The sequence below is a fragment of the Geodermatophilus sp. FMUSA9-8 genome, from assembly GCF_037034165.1.
In the GTDB taxonomy this organism is placed as follows: domain Bacteria; phylum Actinomycetota; class Actinomycetes; order Mycobacteriales; family Geodermatophilaceae; genus Geodermatophilus; species Geodermatophilus nigrescens.
In genome coordinates this window covers 122,788-143,311 of record NZ_JBAGKE010000004.1, presented here as the reverse complement: position 1 = coordinate 143,311, position 20,524 = coordinate 122,788, and the positions used below count along the sequence as shown (strand labels likewise).

Here is a 20,524-nt window from a genome sequence, read left to right as displayed (position 1 = left end):
GGGACGCCCGGTGGCCAACCGCGCCCTGCCGGCGCGCCGCTACTTCGGCGCGTTCGTCCTGATCGTGGCCGTCATGTACGGCCTCATCTTCTTCACCGGCACCGACCGGACGCCGCAGCTCGGCCTCGACCTGCGCGGCGGCACCACGGTCACCCTGACCGCGCGCACGCCCGACGGGCAGGCGCCGGCCCCGGAGGACCTCGAGCTCGCCCGCCAGATCATCGAGCAGCGGGTGAACGGCATCGGCGTCGCCGAGGCCGAGGTGGTCACCGAGGGCGACACGAACATCGTCATCTCGGTGCCCGGTGACGACGGCGAGCAGGCCCGCGAGCTCGGCCAGACCGCGCAGCTGCGGTTCCGCCCGGTGATCGGTGCCCCCGAGCCCGCGGCCCCGGCCGAGACCAGCGACGCCGCGACGCCGACCGACTCCGCGACGCCGACCGACTCGGCCGCGTCCACCGACTCGGCGGCGCCCACGGACTCCGCGGCGCCCACGGACTCCGCGGCGCCCACCGACTCCGCCGCTCCGACGGACTCGGCGGCCCCGACCGACGCCGCCACCCCGACCGACGCCTCGGCGTCGGGCAGCGGGTCGGCCCCGGCCACCGGCAGCGACGGCGCCGTGAGCGACCCCGCGCTCGACCCGGACCGTCCCGCCGTCACCCAGGAGGAGGCCGCGGCGCAGTTCGCCACGCTGACCTGCTCCGCGGAGGACACCCGCAGCGAGGTCGCCCGCCCCGACGACTTCGTCGCGGCCTGCAGCGAGGACGGCACGACCAAGTACCTGCTCGGCCCCACGATCATCGAGGGCACCGAGATCGCCGACGCCAGCGCCGGAACGCAGCAGACCACCGGCGAGTGGGTCGTGCTGCTGGACTTCAACGGCGAGGGCCGGACCACCTGGGCGGAGTACACCGCCGCGAACGTCGGCAGCAACGTCGCCTTCACCCTCGACGGCCGCGTCGTCTCGGCGCCCACCATCCAGCGCGCCATCAACGGCCAGACCACCATCACCGGCCAGTTCGACCAGGCCAGCGCCGAGGAGCTGGCCAACCAGCTGCGCTACGGCGCCCTGCCGCTGACCTTCGAGCAGGCCACCGCCCAGTCGATCTCCACCGAGCTCGGCGCCGAGCAGCTGCGGGCCGGCCTCATCGCCGGCGCCATCGGCATCGCGCTCGTGTTCGTCTACGCGCTGCTCTACTACCGGCTGCTGGGCCTGGTGATGATCGCCAGCCTGCTGCTGTCGGCGGTCGTGGTCTACGCGAGCCTCGTGCTGCTCGGCCGCGAGATCGGATTCACGCTGAGCCTCGCCGGCATCGCCGGGTTCATCGTCTCGATCGGCATCACGGCCGACTCGTTCGTCGTCTACTTCGAGCGCCTCAAGGACGAGATCCGCGAGGGCCGCAGCCTGCGGTCGGCGGTGCCGCGCGCCTGGGTGCGCGCCCGCCGGACCATCCTGTCGGCCGACGCGGTGAGCTTCCTCGCCGCGGCGATCCTCTACTGGCTGGCCATCGGCGACGTGAAGGGCTTCGCCTTCACCCTGGGTCTGTCCACGGTGCTCGACCTCGTCGTCGTCTTCCTCTTCACCCACCCGCTGATGGCGGTGCTCGCGCGGTTCAAGGCGTTCGGGCAGAGCCGGTTCTCCGGCCTCGGCCGCGTCGACCGCTCGCGCCGCGTCACCGACCCGATGGCCGCCGCCGAGCGGCAGCTCGTCGGCGCCGGCAGCGGCGGGCGCGCCACCCAGGACAGGAGCCAGGCATGAGCCGCGAGCAGGACCGGCCCGACGAGGAGCTCCCCGTCGGCACCGAGGCCGACGAGGCGCGCGCGGCCGGCGCCGACGCGGCCGGCGACGCCGCGGCGGCCGCCGACGACGACGCGCTGGCCGACGCCGGCCTGCCCGCCGAGGGAGAGGCCGGCACCCGCCGGGCGCCGCACCGCGCCTCGCTGGCGCACCGCCTCTACAACGGCGAGGCCGGGCTCGACGTCGTCGGCCGCAGCCGGCTGATCTACAAGGTCACCGCCGTGCTCGTGCTGGTCTGCATCGCGTCGATGATCTTCCGCGGCTTCAACTTCGGCATCGACTTCGCCGGCGGCAACAGCTTCCGGCTGCCGGGCGAGACGTCGCAGCTGGAGCAGGTCCGCGAGGCCGCCACCGACGCCGGCGCCGACGTCGCCTCCGCGCAGGTGGTCGGCGGCAACACGATCCTGCTGCGCACCGGAGCCCTCGACAACGCCGCCGAGCGCGACGTCATCGAGGCCGTCGCCGACGCCGCCGCCATCGAGCCGGCGCAGGTCAGCCCCGAGTCGGTGAGCGCCGAGTGGGGCCAGGACATCACCGACCAGGCGCTGCTGGCCCTCGCGGTCTTCCTGGTCGCGGTCATCGCCTTCCTGGCCATCCGGTTCCAGCCGAAGATGGCGGTCGGCGCGATCGTCGCCCTCCTGCACGACCTCGTGGTCACCGCCGGCGTCTACTCGCTCATCGGCTTCGAGGTCACCCCCTCGACGGTCATCGGCCTGCTGACGATCCTCGGGTTCTCCCTCTACGACACCGTCGTCGTCTTCGACAAGGTCGACGAGAACACCCGCGACCTGTCCGGCAGCGCCCGCATGACCTGGGGCGAGGCGGCCAACCTGGCCGTCAACCAGACGCTGATGCGCTCGATCAACACCTCGGTCATCGCGCTGCTGCCGGTGGCGGGGCTGCTGTTCGTCGGCGCCGGGCTGCTCGGCGTGGGCACGCTCAAGGACCTCGCGCTGGTGCTGTTCGTCGGCCTCGCCGCGGGCGCCTACTCGTCGATCTTCCTGGCCACCCCGATCGTCGCCGACCTCAAGGAGCGCGAGCCGGAGGTGCAGGCGCTGCGCCGCCGGGTGCTCGCCCGCCGGTCGGCCGCCGCGCGCCAGGGCGGCGGCCGCGCCGCGGCCGGCCCGGTCGCCAGCGCCCGCCGCAACCGCTCCGCCGCCCGCGGCGGAGCCGTGGCGCTCGCGGAGCGGGACGCCGGCACGCTCGGGCCCGCGCAGGCCGACGTCGTCGTCGAGTCGCCGTCGTCGGTGGGCCCCGAGGCGCCCCGCCGGAGCGTGCCGCACGGCGCGACGGCGGCCCCGCGGCCCGGCCAGCGCCCGCAGCGGCCGGGGTCCCGCCCCGGCGGCGGCAAGAAGCGCCGGTGACCGGCCGGCCGGTCCCGGCCGCGGACACGCCGGTCGACGAGGTCATCGCCGCCCTCGCCGTCGACGTCCCCGACTTCCCGAGCCCGGGCGTGCTGTTCCGGGACCTGACGCCGGTGTTCGCCGACGGCCCGGCGTTCCGCCGGATCGTCGAGGGCCTCGCCTCGCCGGCGCTGGAGGACCCGCGGGCCGCCGCCGTCGCGCACGCCGACGACGGCGTCCCGGGCGACCCGGGCTTCGAGGTCGTGGTCGGCGTCGAGGCGCGCGGGTTCCTGCTGGCCGCCGCGGTGGCGCTGCACGCCGGCGTCGGCGTCGTGCCGGTGCGCAAGGCCGGCAAGCTGCCGCGCGAGCGGGTCGCCGCCGACTACGCCCTCGAGTACGGCACCGCGAGCATCGAGATGCACACCGACTCGCTGCACCCGGGCCAGCGGGTGCTGCTGGTCGACGACGTGCTCGCCACCGGCGGGACGCTCGCGGCGTCGGTCGCGCTGGTCGAGGAGCTCGGCGCGGTGGTCACCGCGGTCTCGGTCGTGGTGGAGCTCGCCGCGCTCGGGGGCCGGGACCGGCTCGCCCCGCACGCCGTGCACGCGCTCTGGACCACCTGAGGGTCACGACTCGGCCCCGCCCGGCCGGTTCCCCGGCCGGGCGCGGCTAGCATGGGAGGGGAGTTCCTCCCCCCGAAGGCAGGAGTCGCCGTGGCCCCCGACGCGCCCGCCACCAACGTGGCTGCCGCGCGGCCCGGGGAGGCCGGCGGGACGGTGCCGGAGGAGCAGCGCGCGCCGCTGCCGGCCCGCCCGCTGGTCCGCCGCCCGGACGACGTGGGCAGCGAGCCGCCCGAGGAGGGCGCCGCCCCGCGCCCGCGCCGGGTGCGCGACCGGCTGGCCCGCCGGATCGTCGCCGGGCAGCGCAGCGAGGTCCGCCCGGTGCTCGAGCCCCTGGCCGCGCTGCACCGGCAGAGCCACCCGAAGGCCGACCTCGCGCTGCTGCAGCGGGCCTACGACGTCGCCGAGGCCGCGCACGCCACCCAGAAGCGCAAGAGCGGCGACCCGTACATCACCCACCCGCTCGCCGTCGCCACCGTGCTGGCGGGCCTCGGGATGGACACCACCACGCTCGTGGCGGCGCTGCTGCACGACACGGTGGAGGACACCGGCAAGACCCTCGAGGCGATCAGCGCCGACTTCGGCCCCGAGGTGGCGCACCTCGTCGACGGCGTCACGAAGATCGACAAGGTCAAGCTCGGCGACGCCGCCCAGGCCGAGACGATCCGCAAGATGATCGTCGCGATGGCCCGCGACCCGCGGGTGCTGGTCATCAAGCTCGCCGACCGGCTGCACAACATGCGCACGCTGCGCTTCCTCCCGCCGGAGAAGCAGGAGAAGAAGGCGCGCGAGACGCTGGAGATCCTCGCGCCGCTGGCCCACCGGCTGGGCATGAACACCATCAAGTGGGAGCTCGAGGACCTCGCGTTCGCCACGCTGTACCCCAAGCGCTACGACGAGATCGTCCGGCTGGTGGCCGAGCGCGCGCCCTCGCGCGACACCTACCTGGCCGAGGTGACCTCGTCGGTCACCGAGCAGCTCAAGGCCGCCAAGATCGAGGCCGTCGTCACCGGCCGGCCCAAGCACTACTACTCGATCTACCAGAAGATGATCGTCCGCGGCCGGGACTTCACCGACATCTGGGACCTCGTCGGCATCCGGATCCTGGTCGACACCGTCCGCGACTGCTACGCGGCGCTCGGCATCATGCACGCGCACTGGCAACCGGTGCCGGGCCGCTTCAAGGACTTCGTCGCGATGCCGAAGTTCAACATGTACCAGTCGCTGCACACGACGGTGATCGGCCCGCAGGGCAAGCCCGTGGAGCTGCAGATCCGCACGCACGACATGCACCGCACCGCCGAGTACGGCATCGCGGCGCACTGGAAGTACAAGGAGAAGGCCCGCTCCGGCGGCCGCCCCGGGCCCGGGGAGTTCGGCGCCACCAAGGCCGGCTCGCCCGACGACATGCTGTGGCTGCGCCAGCTGCTCGACTGGCAGCGCGAGGCCCAGGAGCCCGGCGAGTTCCTCGAGACCCTGCGCTACGACCTCGGTCCGCAGGAGGTCTTCGTCTTCACGCCGAAGGGCGACGTCGTCAGCCTGCCCGGCGGCGCGACCCCGGTCGACTTCGCCTACGCGGTGCACACCGAGGTCGGGCACCGCTGCATCGGCGCCCGGGTCAACGGCACGCTGGTCAGCCTCGACAGCACGCTGAACAACGGCGACGTCGTCGAGATCTTCACCTCCCGCTCGCCCACGGCCGGCCCGTCGAAGGACTGGCTGGGCTTCGTCGGCTCCTCCCGCGCCCGGACCAAGATCCGGCAGTGGTTCACCAAGGAGCGCCGCGACGACGCCGTCGAGGCCGGCAAGGAGGCGCTGACCCGCGCCATGCGCAAGGCCGGCCTCCCGCTGCAGCGGCTGCTCGGCGGCGACGCGCTGGCCACGCTGGCCAAGGACCTGCGCCTGGCCGACGTCACCGCGCTCTACGCCGCGGTGGGGGAGAACCAGATGTCGGCGGCCTCGGTCGTCGAGAAGCTGATCGCCGCGCTCGGGGGCGCGGAGGGCGCGGCCGAGGACATCGCCGAGACCGCGATCCCCACCCGCCGGCCGCTGCACCGCCGCACCGCCGGCGACCCGGGCATCGTCGTCCACGGGATGAGCGACGTCTGGGCCAAGCTCGCCAAGTGCTGCACCCCGGTGCCCGGCGACGACGTCCTCGGCTTCGTCACCCGCGGCGGCGGCGTGAGCGTGCACCGCACCGACTGCACCAACGCCGCCGACCTGCGGCGCAAGAGCGAGCGGCTGGTCGAGGTCGAGTGGGCCAGCCAGCCCGGCTCGGTGTTCCTCGTCTCCATCCAGGTGGAGGCGCTCGACCGGCACCGGCTGCTCTCCGACGTCACCAAGGCGCTGGCCGACGAGCGGGTCAACATCCTGTCGGCGTCGGTGCAGACCAGCCGCGACCGGGTGGCGGTCAGCCGGTTCACCTTCGAACTGGCCGACCCCGCCCACCTCGGCGCGGTGCTGCAGACGGTGCGCAACGTCGAGGGCGTCTTCGACGTCGAGCGGGTGACCGCCTAGCGCACGTCCCGGCGGGGACGGCGCGGCAGCACGAACTCCACCCGGGCCGGCAGGTCCGGGCGGCCCAGCGCCTGCCGGGCGTGCGCCACGGCACCCCGGGCCACGCGCGGGTGCAGCTCGCCGGGGCCGACGCGGCCGTCGAGGGTGACGGTGAGCGTCAGCGCCGGGGCGGTGACGGCCCCGGAGAGCACCGCGCGGGCCCGGGCGACGCCGCGGTAGCCCTCGACCTCGTCCTCGACCGCGCCGGTGAGCGCCGCGGCGTCGAGGTCGGTGTGGCCGCGCCGCGGGTCGCGGGACAGCGGCAGCGCGGACACCCGGTCGCTGCGGGCCTGGGCGAGCAGCCACCACAGGCACAGCAGCGCGACCAGCCCGGCGCCGACCGCCACGACCGGCCAGTACCAGCCGTTCGCCTCGGCGAAGCGCGGCACCGACCCGTCGAGCACCGCCCGGTCGGCGACCCCGCCGCCGAACGCGCCCAGACCGGCGGCCAGCGCGGCGCCGCCGGCACCGGCGAGCAGCAGGCCCACCAGCGCGAGCACCAGCCGGTTGGCCCGGGCGACCCCGCGCGCGCGGGCACGCGGCCGCAGCGCCGCCGGGCCGCCGGACGCCGGGGCGGGGACGGTCGGGGTGGGAGCGGTCGGGGTGGGAGCGGTCGGGGTGGGAGCGGTCGGGGTCACCGGGCCTCCTGGCGGGTGCGGACGCGCAGCCGCGGTGCCGCGCGCAGGGACAGGGCGTCGAGGGCCGCCGACGCGGCGGACTGCGCCTCGCGGCCGATCCGGGCGGCCTCCTCGCCGTCGCGCACGGGGACGTGCACCGACAGCCGGGCCCGCCGGCGGCGGACCCGCGCCGACGCGCGCTCGACCCCGGGGACGCCGGTGGCGGCCGACTCGAGCACGCGGGCGAGGCTGCGGACCGAGAGGGTGGCGGTGGTGGCGGGGTCGTCGCCGGCCAGCACCAGGTCGGTGCGGCGGCGCGGCGCGAGCTCGGCCACGAGCAGCGCCAGGCCGACCACGGCGAGCCCGGCGGCGACCGCCAGTGCGGCGGCCGACGACCACGGCGTCTCCCGCAGCCACGCGGCGACGGGGGAGTAGGGCAGCGCCACGGGCGGGCGGCCGAGCCCGGCGGCGGCCACCTCGACGACGACGAGCACGCCGAGCACGAGGCCGCCGGCGGCGAGCAGGACGGCGAGGACCCGGTCGAGGGTGCGCACGGTCAGCTCACCCGCCGATCGCGGTCGGCCGCGCCGGTCAGCGCGGTGACGCGCACGTCGACGCCGGCGGTGCGGACCCCGGCCAACGTGGCCAGCCGCTCCTCCACGTGCCGGCGCACCTGCTCGGTCACCTGCAGCACTGGCGCCGGCCAGGAGACCGACATGGTCACGGCGACGGTGGCCACCGGCCAGTCCACCCGGGCACTGACCTGCGGGCGGTCGTCGGCGCCGCCGACGGCGAGCCCGAGCACGCGGCGCGGCGCGCCGGTGGCCCGGTCGACCTCCGCCGCGGCCTGGGCGGCGATCCGCTCGACGGCGCGGTCGGCGACGGTCAGCCGCCCGCGGGCGGCGGCATCGGGGAGGGCGGCGCCCGGGCGGTCACCGGGCGGTGCGGGGGCGCTCACCGGCGTCCCCCGCTCCCGCTCAGGTAGCCGGACAGGTCGATCCGGCCCTCGACCACCTGGCCGACGAGGAAGCCCGCCGCGCCGAGGACGGCGACGAGCAGGAAGGCGACGAAGCCGCCGAAGGCGGCCGCGAGGCCGAGGACGAGGCCGACCAGCAGGCCGGCGAGGCTGGGACGCATGGACTTCTCCTGGGAGGTCAGCGGAGGGTGCGGGGTGGGGTGCGGCGGCGCGGGCCGAGCAGGCGCCGCAGCCAGGCGCGGGGCCCGCGGGCGCGGAGGACGGTGACGCGGGCGCCGGCCGACCGGGCGGCCGGCGCGTCGGGGGAGCGGCCGGCCCGGAGGGCGGCGAGCCCGGCGGCGAACACCGCCGGGTCGCCGCCGCGGTCCGGGTGGTGCTCCCGGACCCACGCGCGTTCGGCCCGGCGCCGGGCGGCGTCGTCGGACGGGGTCACGGCCGGCGGCCGCCCGGCGCCGGGGGCACGGGGACGGGCACGGGGACGGGCACGGCGACGGGCACGGCGACGGGCACAGTGACGTCCTCGACGACGACGTCCTCGACGACGACGTCCACCGGGGAGCCCGGGGCGACCGCCGCCACCGCCTCGCGGACGGCGGCGGCCACCTCGCGGACCGCCGTCCCGGCGGCGGCGACCACGTGGACGGTCACCCGGTCCGGGCGCCCGCCGGGCACCGCGGTCAGCACGACGCCGTCGACCCGCCGGCCGGGGAGGTAGGTGCCCGCCCCGGCCGGACCGGCGGTGAGGCCGGCCACCCCGGGGACGGCGGCGAGGGCCGCCGCCACCCGGTCGGCGTCCACCGCGCCGGTCACGGGGGCGCTCACGCGACCCGGCTGGGCTGCTCGGCCTCCTCGTCGCTGGGGAGGTGGACGTCGTTGACGCTGATGTTGACCTCGACGACCTCCAGCCCCGTCATCCGCTCGAGGCTGGTGATCACGTTGCGGCGGATGCCCGCGGCCAGGTCGGCGATGGAGACGCCGTACTCGGCGACGATGTCGATGTCGACGGCGGCCTGGGTCTCGCCCACCTCGACCGACACGCCCTGGGCGACGTTCGGGCCGCCGGAGCCGGGGATGCGCTCGCGGATGGCGCCGAAGGCGCGCGCGACGCCGCCGCCGCGGCTGTGGACGCCGGTGACCTCGCGGGCGGCCATCCCGGCGATCTTGGAGACGACGGTGTCGGCGATGGTCGTCCTGCCGTGGCTGCCGGCGACCAGGGCGCTGCCTGCCGTCGGGGCGGGCGACTGGCGGGTGGCGACGGCGGGGGCCGCGGAGGTGCCGGCGGTGGCGCTGCTGGTGGTGCCGGAGGTGCTGCTGGTCGTGGTGCTCATGAGGTCTCCTCCCTCGGTCGGACGGACGCGACCGGATGGCGCGTCACCAGGTAGGACCCGGCCGACCGGCGTTCGTCACGCGACCGACCGTGGTTCTCCGTGTGACCCCCGTCACCGAGTCGTCCGCGTGACAGATGAGCCCGTCGCAGGTCCTCCCCGGAACGGGCGGAACGGCCGCCCCGACGAGGAGGAGGAGACATGGGCCTCGGCGACGAGACCGGCAACGAGGCGGAGGAGCTCGCGGGCACGGCGAAGGAGGCCGCGGGCGAGGCCACCGGCAACGAGCGCCTCGAGGCGGAGGGGAAGGCCGAGCAGGGCAAGGCCGGCCTGGAGCAGGCCGGCGAGTCGGTCGAGGACGCCTTCCGCCGCGACTGGGTCCCGGTACCCCACGGTCCGGCGGCCCGGCGTGCGCGCACGCCGGGCCGCTGGCACGGTGACGCGGTGCCCCAGGACCCCCCGTGAGTGCCGCCGAGCCGGAGCAGCCCGTCCCCGACGCGGTCCTGGTGGCGGAGGCGCGGGCCGGGGACACCGGCGCGTTCGAGCAACTCGTGCTGAGATACCAGACAGTCCTGTACCGGCTGGCGGTGCGGATGCTGGCCGACCGGCAGGAGGCGGAGGACGTGGTGCAGGACGTCTTCGTCACCGCCTGGCGCCGGCTGCCCGACCTGCGCGACGGCGACGCCGTGGGCGGCTGGCTGTACCGCACCACCACCAACCGCTGCCTCAACCGGCTGCGCGACCGCCGCAGCGTGCCCGCCGAGGACCTCGAGCGGCTGCCCGACGCCCGGCCGGCCGGGTCGCCCGCCCGGGTCGCCGAGGCCGCGGCGGGCGTCCGCGCGCTGCGGGCCGCGCTCGACGGGCTGACCCCCGAGCAGCGCGCGGTGTGGCTGCTGCGCGAGCTGCACGACCGCAGCTACGAGGAGATCGCCGCGGCCGTCGGCTCGAGCCCGGCGGCGGTCCGCGGCCGGCTGGCCCGCGCCCGCGCCGACCTCGCGGAGGCGATGTCGGCATGGCGCTGACCGACGTCGGCGGGGCTCCGCCACCCGACGACCCGCTCTCCGCGGCCACCCGCGCCGCCCGGACCGAGGACGCCGCGCTCCAGGCGCCGCCGGCGCTGGTCGAGCGCGTCATGGCGGTCGTCCGGGCCGAGCCCCGGGTGCCGGGCGCGCTGGTCCTGTCGGCCGAGCCGGGGGCGCGTGTCGTGGTGTCCGAGCGGACGGTCACCCGGCTGCTCCTCGCCGCCGTCGACGAGCTCGGCGACGTCCGCGCCGGCACCTGCCGGGCCGCCGTCGCCGACGGGGAGCTGCGGGTGGCGCTGACCGTCGCCGCGCGCGCCGGGCTGCCGCTGCCGCCGCTGGTCGAGGCGGTGCGCACCCGCGTCACCGGCGTGGCGGAGGCGGCGTTCGGGCTGCCGGTCGCCGCCGTCGACGTCGAGGTCGACGACCTGTTCTGACGGGCCTCAGGCCCGGTGCGCCACCACGGCCCACAACGGGTCGCCCGGGCCCGGCGGGGTGCGCAGGGACACCGCGGGCTCGCCGAAGACGCCGCTGCGCCGCACCAGCTCGGCCACCAGGGCGCCGTGCTGCTCGTCGGAGGTGGCCAGCCAGCCCCGCACCGCCTTGGTGGGGAAGCACCGGTTCGAGAACGTCACCGCGAGCACGCCGCCCGGACGCAGCACCCGGCCCACCTCGGCGAGCACCTCGACCGGCCGGGTCAGGTAGTCGATCGACACGCAGCACACCGCCGCGTCGACGTCGCCCTCGGGCAGCGGCAGCCGCGGGTCGGCGTTGAGGTCGTGCACGACCTGCTCGGTGGCGGCGGTATTGGCGGCCAGCTCGGCGGCGTTCATGCCGAGCACGACCAGCTCCGCCGGCGGGGTGCGGAAGTGCGACACCCACGACGACATGAGGTCCAGCACCCGGGTGGGCGCCGGGGCCGACCCGTCGATCCCGAGCTCGGCGTAGAGGCCGCCGACCGCGGCGATCGCGCCGTCGTCGATGTGGGTGACCAGCCGCGGCGGGCCGTAGAACTCCGCGTCGGGCCGCTCGTCGGCGCGGTCGAAGAACCCCTCGGGGAACCCCGCGTAGGGGTCCGGGCGGGCGGTCACCCGACGGGCGCCATCGAGGTGATGGTCACCGGGACGGTCGGGGCGCCGCCGCCGGGGGAGGGGTCCAGCGAGCCGTCGTTGCCGTTGGCCGCGACCGCGTCGAGCACCGCGAGCCCGGCGTCGTCGACCGTGCCGACCACCGTGTAGTCGGGGGAGAGCAGGCTGTCGCCCCACACGAGGAAGAACTGGCTGCCGTCGAGGCCCTGGCCGCTGTTGGCCATCGCGATCGTGCCGCGCGGATAGGTCTCGTCGCCGTCGACGTCGGTGGCGAACGCGTAGGTGGGCCCGCCCGCGCCGGTGCCGGTCGGGTCACCGCACTGCAGCACCTGCAGGCCGCCGCCGTCGACCTCGCGGTGGCAGGCCGAGCCGTCGAAGAAGCCCTCCTCCGCCAGGTGCAGCGTGCTGGCCGCGGCGCACGGGGCGCCGGCCCGGTCGAGGACCAGGCCGATCTCGCCGAGCGACGTCGCCATGCGCAGCGTCACGGTGCCCTCCGCGGGGACCCGGGCCCCGGGCGGGGCGACGTCCACGGCGTAGGGGTTGCCCGACCGGGCGGCGACCCACTCGCAGGTCGCCGTCGCCCCCGTCGGGTCGGCGCCCGTGCCGCCGCCCCCGCCCCCGGTGGAGGCGGGCGCGGCGGACCCGGACACGTCGCCCCCGCACGCGGCGGCCAGGGGCACCAGCGCGCCGGCGAGCAGCCCGGCGCGCAGCCGGCGGCTCATCCGACGACGGTCATCGTCTGGATGGTCACCGGGAGGTTGGGCGCGCCGCCGCCCGGGCTGGGCTCGAACGAGCCGTCGTTCCCGGCCGCGGCGATGGTGTCGAGCACGGCCAGGCCGGCCTCGTCGACGGTGCCGACGGCGGTGTAGTCCGGCGAGAGCTGGGTGTCGACGAAGCAGAGGAAGAACTGGCTGCCGGTGGAGCCCGGGGTGCCGCTGTTGGCCATGGCGATCGTGCCGCGTGGGTAGGTCGTCTCCGGCGTGACCTCCTCCGCGAACTTGTAGGTCGGGCCGCCGGAGCCGGTGCCGGTCGGGTCGCCGCACTGCAGCACGCCGAAGGTCGGCTGGTTGACCTCGCGGTGGCAGGGGCTGCCGTCGAAGAACTGCTGCGAGGCGAGGTACGTGAAGCTCGCCGCCGCGCACGGCGCCGTGGCCCGGTCGAGGGTCAGCGGGATCTCGCCCTGGTCGGTGCTCATGAGCAGCGCCACGGTGCCGCTGGCCGGCGTCGCGGCCGGGTCGGGCGGGGTGCCGGCCTCGGTGAGGTTCGGGTTGCCCGAGGTGTCGGGCGCGTAGGTGCACGTGACCGTGCCGTCGGCGTTCGTCGTCGCCGGGGCGGCGGTGGCCTCCGGGGCGGCGCTGGTGCTGGTGCCGGTGGCCGCCGCGGTGTCCGGGTCGTCGCCGCCGCCGATGCCGGCGAACAGCGCCACCGCGCCGGCCACCACCGCGACGGCGACGACGGTGACGACGACGAGCAGGTTGCGGCGGCGCTTGCGGGCCAGCTCGGCGCGGCGCTCGAGCTGCTTCTGCAGGCGCCGCTGCGCGGCAACCCGCCGCTGCTTGTTGGTGGGCACGGGTCGGACACTCCTCGGACGGACGGCTGCGCGGCGGGGGCGCAGATCCGGCCTCGGCCGCGGTCCGCGGTCTCCCCGCTGGTCGGTCCGCGAGTGTAGGTGGCGCGCCTGTGGGCGCCCGGTTGCCGGACCGGAGCGGCCGCGATCACCCGCGTAACCTGCACGGGTGCTCATCCGCTCGTTCCCGGCCGGCGCCTTCGGCACCAACTGCTACGCCGTCGCCACGGGGCCGCGGTCGGAGTGCGTCGTCGTCGACCCCGGCATGGACGCGGTCGAGCCGCTGGCCCGCATGCTGGCCGAGGACGGGCTCAAGCCGGTCGCCGTCGTGCTCACCCACGGCCACCTCGACCACACGTTCTCCGTCCTGCCCGTGTGCGACGGCTACGACATCCCCGCCTACCTGCACCCCGACGACAGCGGGATGCTCGCCGACCCGGCCCGCTGGCACGGCCCGGCGCTGGCCCCACTGCTCACCGGCGTGCGGCTGCCCGACCCGTCCGACGTCCGCCCGCTCGACGACGGCGCGGTCCTCTCGCTGGCCGGCGTCGAGCTGACCGTCCGCCACGCGCCCGGGCACACGCAGGGCTCCGTCGTCTTCTCCCTCGACCTCGGGGAGGCCCCCGGCCTGCTCGCCGGCGACGTGCTGTTCGCCGGGTCGGTCGGCCGGGTGGACCTGCCCGGCGGCTCCTGGGACGCGATGCTCACCTCGCTGCGCGAGGTGGTGCTGCCGCTCGACGACGAGACCGTCGTGCTGCCCGGCCACGGCCCGGCGACGACGATCGGCCGCGAGCGGGCCACCAACCCCTACCTGGCCGAGGCCGCCGCCGGAGCCGGGACCGCGCCGAAGGGCCGTGGACTGTGAGCGGCCTGACCGCCCCGAAGGGCACCTTCGACGTCCTGCCGCCGGACTCGGCGCGCTTCCTCGCCGTCCGCGACACCCTCACCGCGCCCCTGCGGCGGGCCGGTTACGGCTACGTCGAGACGCCGGTGTTCGAGGAGACCGCCGTCTTCAGCCGCGGGGTGGGGGAGTCCACCGACGTCGTGACGAAGGAGATGTACACCTTCGCCGACCGCGGCGGCCGCTCGCTCACGCTGCGCCCCGAGCTCACCGCCGGGCTCATGCGCGCGTTCATCGAGCACCGGCTGCACACCGGCGCGCTGCCGGTGAAGCTGTGGACCGTGGGCTCGGCCTTCCGCTACGAGCGCCCGCAGGCCGGCCGCTACCGGCACTTCACGCAGGTCGACATGGAGGCCCTCGGCGTCGACGACCCGGCGCTGGACGCCGAGGTGGTGGCGCTCGCGGTGCAGGGCTTCCGCGACCTCGGCCTGCGCGACTTCGAGCTGCTGCTCACCTCGCTCGGCGACGCCACCTGCCGGCCGCAGTACCGCGAACTGCTCGTCGAGTACCTGGCGAAGCTGGACCTCGACGAGGAGACCCGGCGGCGCGCGGAGATCAACCCGCTGCGGGTGCTCGACGACAAGCGGCCCGAGGTGCAGGCGCAGCTCGACGAGGCGCCGCTGATGGTCGACCACCTGTCGGACTCGACCAGGGCGCACTACGACGCCGTCCGCCAGCACCTGACCGACCTCGGGGTGACCTGGACCGAGGCGCCGCGGCTGGTGCGCGGGCTGGACTACTACACGAAGACGACGTTCGAGTTCGTGCATCACGGGCTCGGCGCGCAGTCGGCGATCGGCGGCGGCGGGCGCTACGACGGGCTGTCGGCCGCGCTCGGCGGGCCCGACGTGAGCGGCATCGGCTACGCCGTCGGCGTCGACCGGACCCTGCTCGCCGTGCAGGCCGAGGGTCTCGACGTCGGCGCGACCGCCGGGGTGCAGGCGTTCGTCGTCCCGCTCGGCGCGGAGGCCAAGCGGCTGGCCGTCCGGCTGGTCGGGCAGCTGCGGCAGGCCGGGGTGTCCGCGGACACCGTCTACGGCGACCGCGGGCTCAAGGGCGCTATGAAGGCCGCCGACCGGTCGGGTGCCACGCACGCGGTCGTGATCGGCGAGCGCGACCTGGCCGAGGGCGTCGGCCAGCTGAAGGACCTGCGCACAGGGGAGCAACGCGCCGTCCCCGTGGGGAACCTGTTCGGGGCGCTGCGGACCGCCGTGACCCAGGAAGTGGGAGACAACTGATGGAGACCCGACCCCTCGGACGGACCGGCGCCGACGTCGGCGTCGTCGGACTGGGCACCTGGCAGCTGGGCGGCGACTGGGGCGACGTCGACGAGGCGACCGCGGGCGACGTGCTCGACGCCGCTCTCGACGCCGGCGTGACCCTGCTCGACACCGCCGACGTCTACGGCGACGGCCGCAGCGAGGAGCGCATCCGCAAGGCGCTGGCCGCCCGGTCCGACCGGCCGTTCGTGGCCACCAAGGCCGGCCGCCGCGCCGACCCGTTCGAGGCCGCGCAGTACACCCCGGAGAACCTGCGGGCGTGGGTCGACCGGTCGCGGCGCAACCTCGGCGTCGAGACCCTCGACCTCGTCCAGCTGCACTGCCCGCCCACCGCGGTCTACTCCGACCAGCGGGTCTACGACGCGCTCGACGCGATGGTCGCCGACGGCGCGATCGCCGCCTACGGCGTCTCGGTGGAGACCGTCGCCGAGGGCCTGACGGCGCTGCAGCACCCCGGCGTGCAGACCATCCAGGTCATCCTCAACGTGTTCCGCCGCAAGCCGCTGGAGGAGCTGCTGCCCGCGGCCGCCGCGGCCGGTGTCGGCATCCTCGCCCGCGTGCCGCTGGCCAGCGGCCTGCTGTCGGGGAAGTACGACGAGTCGACGACGTTCGGTGCCGACGACCACCGGACCTACAACCGTCAGGGCGAGGCCTTCGACGTCGGCGAGACCTTCGCCGGCGTGCCCTACGAGGTCGGCGTGGCCGCCGCGCGCGAGTTCACCGCGATCTGCGGCGACCGCTCGCCGGCCCAGGTCGCGCTGCGCTGGGTCATCCAGCAGCCCGGCGTCACCTGCGTCATCCCCGGCGCCCGCTCGGTGGAGCAGGCGCGCTCCAACGCCGCGGCCGCCGACCTCCCGGCGCTGACCGACGCCGAGCTCGCGGACTTCGAGCGCCTCTACGACGAGCGCATCCGTCAGCACGTGCACGACCGCTGGTGACCCACCCCCCGAGAGAGGCCCTCTAGTGCTCCGCACCCACGACGCCGGCACGCTGCGCGCGGCCGACGCCGGCTCCACCGTCACCCTCGCCGGCTGGGTGGCCCGCCGGCGCGACCACGGCGGCGTCGTCTTCGTCGACCTGCGCGACGCCTCGGGCTACGTCCAGGTCGTCGTCCGCGAGGAGGAGGCGCACGCCCTCCGCAACGAGTTCTGCGTGCTCGTCACCGGCGAGGTCCGGCAGCGGCCGGCGGGCAACGAGAACCCCGAGCTGCCCACCGGCGAGATCGAGGTGGCCGCGGCCGAGCTGCGGGTGCTCTCGCCGTCGGCGCCGCTGCCGTTCCCGATCGAGACCGACCAGGCCGCGAGTGACGACGTCCGCTACAAGTACCGCTACCTCGACCTGCGGCGGCAGGGCCCGGCGCGCATCCTGCGGCTGCGCAGCGAGATCAACCGGGTCGCCCGCGGCGTGATGGCCGGGCACGGCTTCACCGAGGTGGAGACGCCCGACCTCACCCGCTCCACCCCCGAGGGCGCCCGCGACTTCCTCGTGCCGGTGCGGCTGCAGCCGGGCAAGTGGTACGCGCTGCCGCAGTCGCCGCAGCTGTTCAAGCAGCTGCTGATGATCGGCGGGCTCGAGCGCTACTACCAGATCGCCCGCTGCTTCCGGGACGAGGACTTCCGCGCCGACCGGCAGCCGGAGTTCACCCAGCTCGACTTCGAGATGAGCTTCGTCGAGCGCGACGACGTGCTCGCGATCGTCGAGGACGTCGTGCGGGCGCTGTGGCGCGAGCTGGCCTCCTACGACGTGCCCGAGATCCCGCGGATGACCTACCGCGAGGCGATGGACCGGTTCGGGTCGGACAAGCCCGACCTGCGCTTCGGCGTCGAGCTCACCGAGCTGACGTCGTACTTCGCCGACACCCCGTTCCGGGTGTTCCAGGCGCCCTACGTGGGTGCGGTGGTCATGCCCGGCGGCGGCTCGCAGCCGCGGCGCGCGTTCGACGCCTGGCAGGACTGGGCCCGCTCGCGCGGCTACCGGGGCCTGGCCTACGTGACCGTCGGCGAGGACGGCACCCTCGGTGGGCCGGTGGCGAAGAACATCTCCGACGCCGAGCGCGCGGGCCTGGTCGAGGCCGTCGGCGCCTCGCCCGGCGACTGCGTGTTCTTCGCCGCGGGCCCCCGCCGGTCCTCGCAGGAGCTGCTCGGCGCCGCGCGCAACGAGATCGCCAAGCGGCTGGGGCTCATCGAGCCGGGCTCCTGGTCGTTCCTGTTCGTCGTCGACTTCCCGATGTTCGAGGAGACCGAGGACGGCGACTGGACGTTCATGCACCACCCGTTCACCTCGCCCACCCCCGAGTGGCGGGACCGCTTCGCCGACGACAAGGCGAACGCGCTGTCCGACGCCTACGACCTGGTGGTCAACGGCAACGAGCTGGCCAGCGGGTCGGTCCGGATCGCCGACCCCGAGCTGCAGGAGCGGGTGTTCGAGACCCTCGGCATGTCCCGCGAGGAGGCCCGCGAGCGGTTCGGGTTCTTCCTCGAGGCGTTCGCCTACGGGCCGCCGCCGCACGCCGGTGCCGCGCTCGGCTGGGACCGGCTCACCGCGCTGCTGGCCGGCGTCGACTCGATCCGCGAGGTCATCGCGTTCCCGAAGACCGGCGCCGGCTACGACCCGCTGACCGGCGCGCCGACGCCGATTCCGGACGCGCAGCGCAAGGAGGCCGGCATCGACGCGGTGGCGGAGGAGTCGGCGCTGCCCGGCGAGCCGGGCGCCCCGGGGCCGAGCGACCCCTCGACGTGACCTGCTCGGCCGGGCCGGCTGACGACTCAGCCGGCCCGGTCGGTCCGGTCGTCCCGGTCGCCCCGGTCGTCCCGGTCGTCCCGGTCGGCCACCTCGGGCGGCCAGACCACCCGGAACCGCTCGAAGACGACCTCGAGGCCGTCGTCCCAGCTCTCGCCCCGCGCGGCGAGGGTGCGGGTGAAGTAGCGCAGGTGGCCGGCGAGCCAGCTCTCCCGCGTGCGGTCGCCCTCGCCCTCGTCGTGGGCGAAGGCGTCGTCGACGCTGTCCAGCCGGCCGACGCGCAGCTCGGTGCTGCGCAGGACCGCGCGCGGCCGCCCGTCGCCGTCGCAGGCGACCCAGTACCCGCCGATGCGGGGCAGCGGTTCGCCCTCGTGCGCGAAGTCGGCGACCAGGCCGGCGGTGGCCCGCTTGGTCCCGGTGAGGACCAGCCCGATCAGCTCGTCGGCGAGCGCGCGGCCGTCGCCGAAGCGCTCGACGGGCGGCTCGTCCTCGGGCGGGCCTCCGCCCGGCCGCTGCTCGGTGTACGCCGCCCACATCGCGGCGGCCTCCTCGCGGCGCAGCGCGCCGGGCTCGTCGGTCATGTGGTGATCCTCGCTGCTCGGTAGCGTGCCGGGCATGCCGCTGCGCGCCCGCACCCTGCTCGGACCCGGCCCCTCGAACCCCTACCCGGAGGCGGCGGTCGCGCTGGCGCAGCCGCTCCTGGGGCACCTCGACCCGGTGTTCCTCGGGATCCTCGACGAGACCTCCGAGCGGCTGCGGACGGTGTTCGGCACCGCGAACCGCCGCACGCTGCCGCTGTCGGCCACCGGGTCGGCGGGCATGGAGGCGTCCTTCGTCAACACGGTGGGCCCGGGCGACGTCGTCGTCGTGGCGGTCAACGGGCTGTTCGGCGAGCGGATGGTCGACGTCGCCTCGCGCTGCGGCGCCGAGGTGGTGCGGGTCGACCACGAGTGGGGGCAGCCGGTCGACGCCGCCCGGGTGCTGCAGGCGCACCCGTCGCCGAAGCTGATCGCCGCGGTGCACGCGGAGACGTCCACCGGGGTGCGCTCGGACCTCGAGCCGCTGGCGGCCGGCAAGGGCGACGCGCTGCTGCTGGCCGACTGCGTGACCTCGCTCGGCGGCATCCCGGTGCGGCTGGACGAGTGGGGCGTCGACCTCGCCTACTCCGGCTCGCAGAAGTGCCTGGGCGTCGCGCCGGGCCTCGCGCCGTTCACCATCTCCGACCGGGCGTGGGAGCGGCGGATCGAGAAGCCGCGCAGCTGGTACCTCGACCTCGGCATGCTCGGCGGCTACGCGGGGGAGGCGGCCGGCTCCGGTGGCCGCACCTACCACCACACCGCGCCGACCGGCATGGTCGTGTCGCTGCACGCGGGGCTCGGCCGTCTGCTCGACGAGGGGCTGGAGGCGGTGCACGCGCGGCACGCGGAGGCCGGCCGGCTGCTGCACGAGGGCCTGCAGGAGATGGGCCTGGAGCTGTTCGCCGCCGAGGGGCACCGGCTGCCCGAGCTGACCACCGTGCGGGTACCCGAGGGCGTGGACTCCGCCGCGGTGCGCAAGGAGCTGCTCGAGCGCTACGACCTGGAGATCGGCGGCGGCGTCGGCGCCTACGCGGCGACGGTGTGGCGGATCGGCCTGATGGGCCCGAACGCGGCGCCGGACAAGGTGGCCCTGGTGCTGGCGGCCCTGCGCGAGGTCCTCGGCCGCTGAGGGTGGCCTCGTGAGTTGATCATCGGATGCGTGCACGCCCCGGCGGCGGGTCGGCGCGTGTCGCGTGCACGCATCCGATGATCAACGCGCCGGGGCGCCCGGACGCCAGCCGCGGCTGAGCAGCGCGCCCCTCGACCGCTCGACCACCACGGCCGGGCCGGCGAGGTGGCGGGCCGCGAACCGCAGCACCAGCCAGCCGTCGGCGGCCATGAGCGAGTAGCGGTCGACGTCCCTGCCGAACCGGTCGGCGTCGGCGTGCTGCCGGCCCTCGTACTCGACCGCCAGGCGGTACCTCGGCCAACCCAGGTCGGCGTGCGCCACCACCCGGCCCCGCCGGTCGCAGATCGGGAGCTGCACCTCCGGCGCGGGCAGGTCGCTCGTCGCCAGCCAGTAGCGCACCAGGCTCTCGGGACGGGACATCGCGCGGCCGTCGAGAAGGACCGCGCACCGCCGTGCCTGCCGGACGCCACGCACGCGGTCGGCCCGCTCGAGGCGCTCGGCGAGGGCGGCGGGGGTCAGCCGGCCGGCGCGCAGCAGCGCGTCACCCACCGCGACGAGCTCGGCCGGGCGCAGCCCCGTCGCCAGGTCGAGGAAGGTCTGCGCACCGGACGTGATCCGCAGACCCCCGGCCTCGACGACGTCCGGTGCCCGGAGGTCGCGCACCGCGACCACGAGGCCTCTGCGCTGCGGCAGGACAGGCCGCGGTCGCACCACGACCTGGACCTCAGGTGGAGGGTCAGTGTGCGCGCCGTACAGGGCGGCCGCCGTCTCCAGGCCGAAGGCGGCGTCGGGCGGGAGGAGCCGGGTCCACGCGCGGCAGCGCGCCACGAGCGAGTCCAGGTCCGCGCGGGAGAGGTAGAGGCCGCGGGTGAGCTCCTCCCCGCCTGACGCGATCTGCCGGCGGGTGGCTCCGCGGGCCCGCGCGTCCCGCCACGTCCAGCTCGACCCGAGGTCCAGGGGTTCCATCCGGCCACCGTCGGGCGGA

Annotated in this window: 24 protein-coding genes; 12 read left to right on the top strand and 12 right to left on the bottom strand. The window is 76.0% G+C overall.

The genetic code is table 11. The features are described 5' to 3' along the window. Positions 1 to 10: 10 nt before the first annotated feature. The 4 genes from secD to WA616_RS10420 all read left to right on the top strand — a co-directional run bounded on the left by secD (position 11) and on the right by WA616_RS10420 (position 6,281). Complete coding sequence (gene secD, locus WA616_RS10435; protein ID WP_336029560.1) at positions 11 to 1,762, top strand: protein translocase subunit SecD; 1,752 nt, start codon at positions 11 to 13, stop codon at positions 1,760 to 1,762. Then, the gene (gene secF / locus WA616_RS10430; protein ID WP_336029558.1) at positions 1,759 to 3,165 is read left to right on the top strand and encodes a protein translocase subunit SecF; all 1,407 of its coding nucleotides are present in this window, start codon (positions 1,759 to 1,761) and stop codon (positions 3,163 to 3,165) included. Before secD ends, secF begins: the two co-directional genes overlap by 4 nt. Beyond that, entirely contained in the window at positions 3,162 to 3,767 is a 606-nt protein-coding gene (locus tag WA616_RS10425; protein ID WP_336029556.1) for an adenine phosphoribosyltransferase, read from the top strand. Before secF ends, WA616_RS10425 begins: the two co-directional genes overlap by 4 nt. Positions 3,768 to 3,857: 90 nt before the next feature. Continuing rightward, positions 3,858 to 6,281, top strand: coding sequence for a RelA/SpoT family protein (locus WA616_RS10420; protein WP_336029554.1), 2,424 nt, complete (start codon positions 3,858 to 3,860; stop codon positions 6,279 to 6,281). Here WA616_RS10420 and amaP read toward each other — a convergent pair. From amaP to WA616_RS10385, 7 genes are read right to left on the bottom strand one after another with little or no spacing between them, the layout of a single operon-like run. After that, positions 6,278 to 6,958, bottom strand: a complete 681-nt coding sequence (gene amaP / locus WA616_RS10415) for an alkaline shock response membrane anchor protein AmaP (protein WP_336029553.1) — start codon at positions 6,956 to 6,958, stop codon at positions 6,278 to 6,280. The two genes, WA616_RS10420 and amaP, sit on opposite strands and share 4 nt — an antisense overlap. Next, on the bottom strand, positions 6,955 to 7,491 hold the full coding sequence (locus WA616_RS10410; RefSeq protein ID WP_336029552.1) for a DUF6286 domain-containing protein: 537 nt from the start codon (positions 7,489 to 7,491) through the stop codon (positions 6,955 to 6,957). The genes amaP and WA616_RS10410 overlap by 4 nt, the downstream gene beginning before the upstream one ends. A gap of 2 nt (positions 7,492 to 7,493) precedes the next feature. After that, positions 7,494 to 7,895 carry an Asp23/Gls24 family envelope stress response protein gene (locus WA616_RS10405; protein ID WP_336029551.1) on the bottom strand — a complete coding sequence of 134 codons (402 nt, stop codon included), beginning with the start codon at positions 7,893 to 7,895 and terminating at the stop codon, positions 7,494 to 7,496. Then, positions 7,892 to 8,074, bottom strand: a complete 183-nt coding sequence (locus WA616_RS10400) for a hypothetical protein (protein ID WP_073422575.1) — start codon at positions 8,072 to 8,074, stop codon at positions 7,892 to 7,894. Before WA616_RS10400 ends, WA616_RS10405 begins: the two co-directional genes overlap by 4 nt. Before the next feature lie 17 nt (positions 8,075 to 8,091). Further along, a complete protein-coding gene (locus tag WA616_RS10395) occupies positions 8,092 to 8,346 on the bottom strand; it encodes a hypothetical protein (protein WP_336029549.1) in 255 nt (84 codons plus the stop codon). Next, positions 8,343 to 8,735 carry a hypothetical protein gene (locus tag WA616_RS10390; RefSeq protein WP_336029546.1) on the bottom strand — a complete coding sequence of 131 codons (393 nt, stop codon included), beginning with the start codon at positions 8,733 to 8,735 and terminating at the stop codon, positions 8,343 to 8,345. Before WA616_RS10390 ends, WA616_RS10395 begins: the two co-directional genes overlap by 4 nt. Beyond that, positions 8,732 to 9,241 carry an Asp23/Gls24 family envelope stress response protein gene (locus WA616_RS10385; RefSeq protein WP_336029544.1) on the bottom strand — a complete coding sequence of 170 codons (510 nt, stop codon included), beginning with the start codon at positions 9,239 to 9,241 and terminating at the stop codon, positions 8,732 to 8,734. The genes WA616_RS10390 and WA616_RS10385 overlap by 4 nt, the downstream gene beginning before the upstream one ends. 198 nt (positions 9,242 to 9,439) lie before the next feature. On the opposite strand from WA616_RS10385, the gene WA616_RS10380 reads away from it, so the two are divergent. From WA616_RS10380 to WA616_RS10370, 3 genes are read left to right on the top strand one after another with little or no spacing between them, the layout of a single operon-like run. Beyond that, positions 9,440 to 9,703 carry a CsbD family protein gene (locus tag WA616_RS10380; RefSeq protein ID WP_336029542.1) on the top strand — a complete coding sequence of 88 codons (264 nt, stop codon included), beginning with the start codon at positions 9,440 to 9,442 and terminating at the stop codon, positions 9,701 to 9,703. Then, positions 9,700 to 10,260: an RNA polymerase sigma factor gene (locus tag WA616_RS10375; RefSeq protein WP_336029540.1), complete on the top strand. Its 561-nt coding sequence runs from the start codon at positions 9,700 to 9,702 to the stop codon at positions 10,258 to 10,260. The genes WA616_RS10380 and WA616_RS10375 overlap by 4 nt, the downstream gene beginning before the upstream one ends. Continuing rightward, on the top strand, positions 10,251 to 10,694 hold the full coding sequence (locus tag WA616_RS10370; protein WP_336029538.1) for a hypothetical protein: 444 nt from the start codon (positions 10,251 to 10,253) through the stop codon (positions 10,692 to 10,694). Before WA616_RS10375 ends, WA616_RS10370 begins: the two co-directional genes overlap by 10 nt. A 6-nt stretch (positions 10,695 to 10,700) precedes the next feature. On the opposite strand, the gene WA616_RS10365 is transcribed toward WA616_RS10370, so the two are convergent. From WA616_RS10365 to WA616_RS10355, 3 genes are read right to left on the bottom strand one after another with little or no spacing between them, the layout of a single operon-like run. Further along, positions 10,701 to 11,348: a class I SAM-dependent methyltransferase gene (locus WA616_RS10365; RefSeq protein ID WP_336029536.1), complete on the bottom strand. Its 648-nt coding sequence runs from the start codon at positions 11,346 to 11,348 to the stop codon at positions 10,701 to 10,703. Next, complete coding sequence (locus WA616_RS10360; protein WP_073422567.1) at positions 11,345 to 12,067, bottom strand: peptidylprolyl isomerase; 723 nt, start codon at positions 12,065 to 12,067, stop codon at positions 11,345 to 11,347. The genes WA616_RS10365 and WA616_RS10360 overlap by 4 nt, the downstream gene beginning before the upstream one ends. Beyond that, positions 12,064 to 12,915: a peptidylprolyl isomerase gene (locus WA616_RS10355; RefSeq protein ID WP_336029534.1), complete on the bottom strand. Its 852-nt coding sequence runs from the start codon at positions 12,913 to 12,915 to the stop codon at positions 12,064 to 12,066. The genes WA616_RS10360 and WA616_RS10355 overlap by 4 nt, the downstream gene beginning before the upstream one ends. Before the next feature lie 166 nt (positions 12,916 to 13,081). Between WA616_RS10355 and WA616_RS10350 the strand changes: the two genes are divergently transcribed. From WA616_RS10350 to aspS, 4 genes are read left to right on the top strand one after another with little or no spacing between them, the layout of a single operon-like run. Further along, positions 13,082 to 13,777: an MBL fold metallo-hydrolase gene (locus tag WA616_RS10350; RefSeq protein WP_336029532.1), complete on the top strand. Its 696-nt coding sequence runs from the start codon at positions 13,082 to 13,084 to the stop codon at positions 13,775 to 13,777. Further along, positions 13,774 to 15,051: a histidine--tRNA ligase gene (hisS, locus tag WA616_RS10345; RefSeq protein WP_336029530.1), complete on the top strand. Its 1,278-nt coding sequence runs from the start codon at positions 13,774 to 13,776 to the stop codon at positions 15,049 to 15,051. Before WA616_RS10350 ends, hisS begins: the two co-directional genes overlap by 4 nt. Then, positions 15,051 to 16,031 (top strand): aldo/keto reductase, encoded by a 981-nt coding sequence (locus tag WA616_RS10340; protein ID WP_336029528.1) that lies wholly within the window; start codon positions 15,051 to 15,053, stop codon positions 16,029 to 16,031. The genes hisS and WA616_RS10340 overlap by 1 nt, the downstream gene beginning before the upstream one ends. A gap of 25 nt (positions 16,032 to 16,056) precedes the next feature. Continuing rightward, positions 16,057 to 17,832, top strand: coding sequence for an aspartate--tRNA ligase (gene aspS / locus WA616_RS10335; protein WP_336029526.1), 1,776 nt, complete (start codon positions 16,057 to 16,059; stop codon positions 17,830 to 17,832). 26 nt (positions 17,833 to 17,858) lie between these two features. On the opposite strand, the gene WA616_RS10330 is transcribed toward aspS, so the two are convergent. Then, positions 17,859 to 18,413 (bottom strand): ASCH domain-containing protein, encoded by a 555-nt coding sequence (locus WA616_RS10330; RefSeq protein ID WP_336029524.1) that lies wholly within the window; start codon positions 18,411 to 18,413, stop codon positions 17,859 to 17,861. A gap of 34 nt (positions 18,414 to 18,447) precedes the next feature. Between WA616_RS10330 and WA616_RS10325 the strand changes: the two genes are divergently transcribed. Next, positions 18,448 to 19,539: a pyridoxal-phosphate-dependent aminotransferase family protein gene (locus WA616_RS10325; protein WP_336029523.1), complete on the top strand. Its 1,092-nt coding sequence runs from the start codon at positions 18,448 to 18,450 to the stop codon at positions 19,537 to 19,539. A gap of 81 nt (positions 19,540 to 19,620) precedes the next feature. Here the strand turns inward: WA616_RS10325 and WA616_RS10320 are convergent, their stop codons facing one another. After that, complete coding sequence (locus WA616_RS10320) at positions 19,621 to 20,505, bottom strand: endonuclease domain-containing protein (RefSeq protein WP_336029520.1); 885 nt, start codon at positions 20,503 to 20,505, stop codon at positions 19,621 to 19,623. Between the last annotated feature and the right edge of the window lie 19 nt (positions 20,506 to 20,524).

What these genes read in the sequence shown, in the direction of transcription:
- secF (WP_336029558.1), top strand. Translation starts at nt 1,759, where the DNA reads ATGAGCCGCGAGCAGGACCGGCCCGACGAGGAGCTCCCCGTCGGCACC.
- WA616_RS10340 (WP_336029528.1), top strand. Translation starts at nt 15,051, where the DNA reads ATGGAGACCCGACCCCTCGGACGGACCGGCGCCGACGTCGGCGTCGTC.
- WA616_RS10320 (WP_336029520.1), bottom strand. Translation starts at nt 20,505, where the DNA reads ATGGAACCCCTGGACCTCGGGTCGAGCTGGACGTGGCGGGACGCGCGG.
- WA616_RS10385 (WP_336029544.1), bottom strand. Translation starts at nt 9,241, where the DNA reads ATGAGCACCACGACCAGCAGCACCTCCGGCACCACCAGCAGCGCCACC.
- WA616_RS10370 (WP_336029538.1), top strand. Translation starts at nt 10,251, where the DNA reads ATGGCGCTGACCGACGTCGGCGGGGCTCCGCCACCCGACGACCCGCTC.
- WA616_RS10400 (WP_073422575.1), bottom strand. Translation starts at nt 8,074, where the DNA reads ATGCGTCCCAGCCTCGCCGGCCTGCTGGTCGGCCTCGTCCTCGGCCTC.
- WA616_RS10325 (WP_336029523.1), top strand. Translation starts at nt 18,448, where the DNA reads ATGCCGCTGCGCGCCCGCACCCTGCTCGGACCCGGCCCCTCGAACCCC.
- WA616_RS10360 (WP_073422567.1), bottom strand. Translation starts at nt 12,067, where the DNA reads ATGAGCCGCCGGCTGCGCGCCGGGCTGCTCGCCGGCGCGCTGGTGCCC.
- WA616_RS10330 (WP_336029524.1), bottom strand. Translation starts at nt 18,413, where the DNA reads ATGACCGACGAGCCCGGCGCGCTGCGCCGCGAGGAGGCCGCCGCGATG.
- WA616_RS10380 (WP_336029542.1), top strand. Translation starts at nt 9,440, where the DNA reads ATGGGCCTCGGCGACGAGACCGGCAACGAGGCGGAGGAGCTCGCGGGC.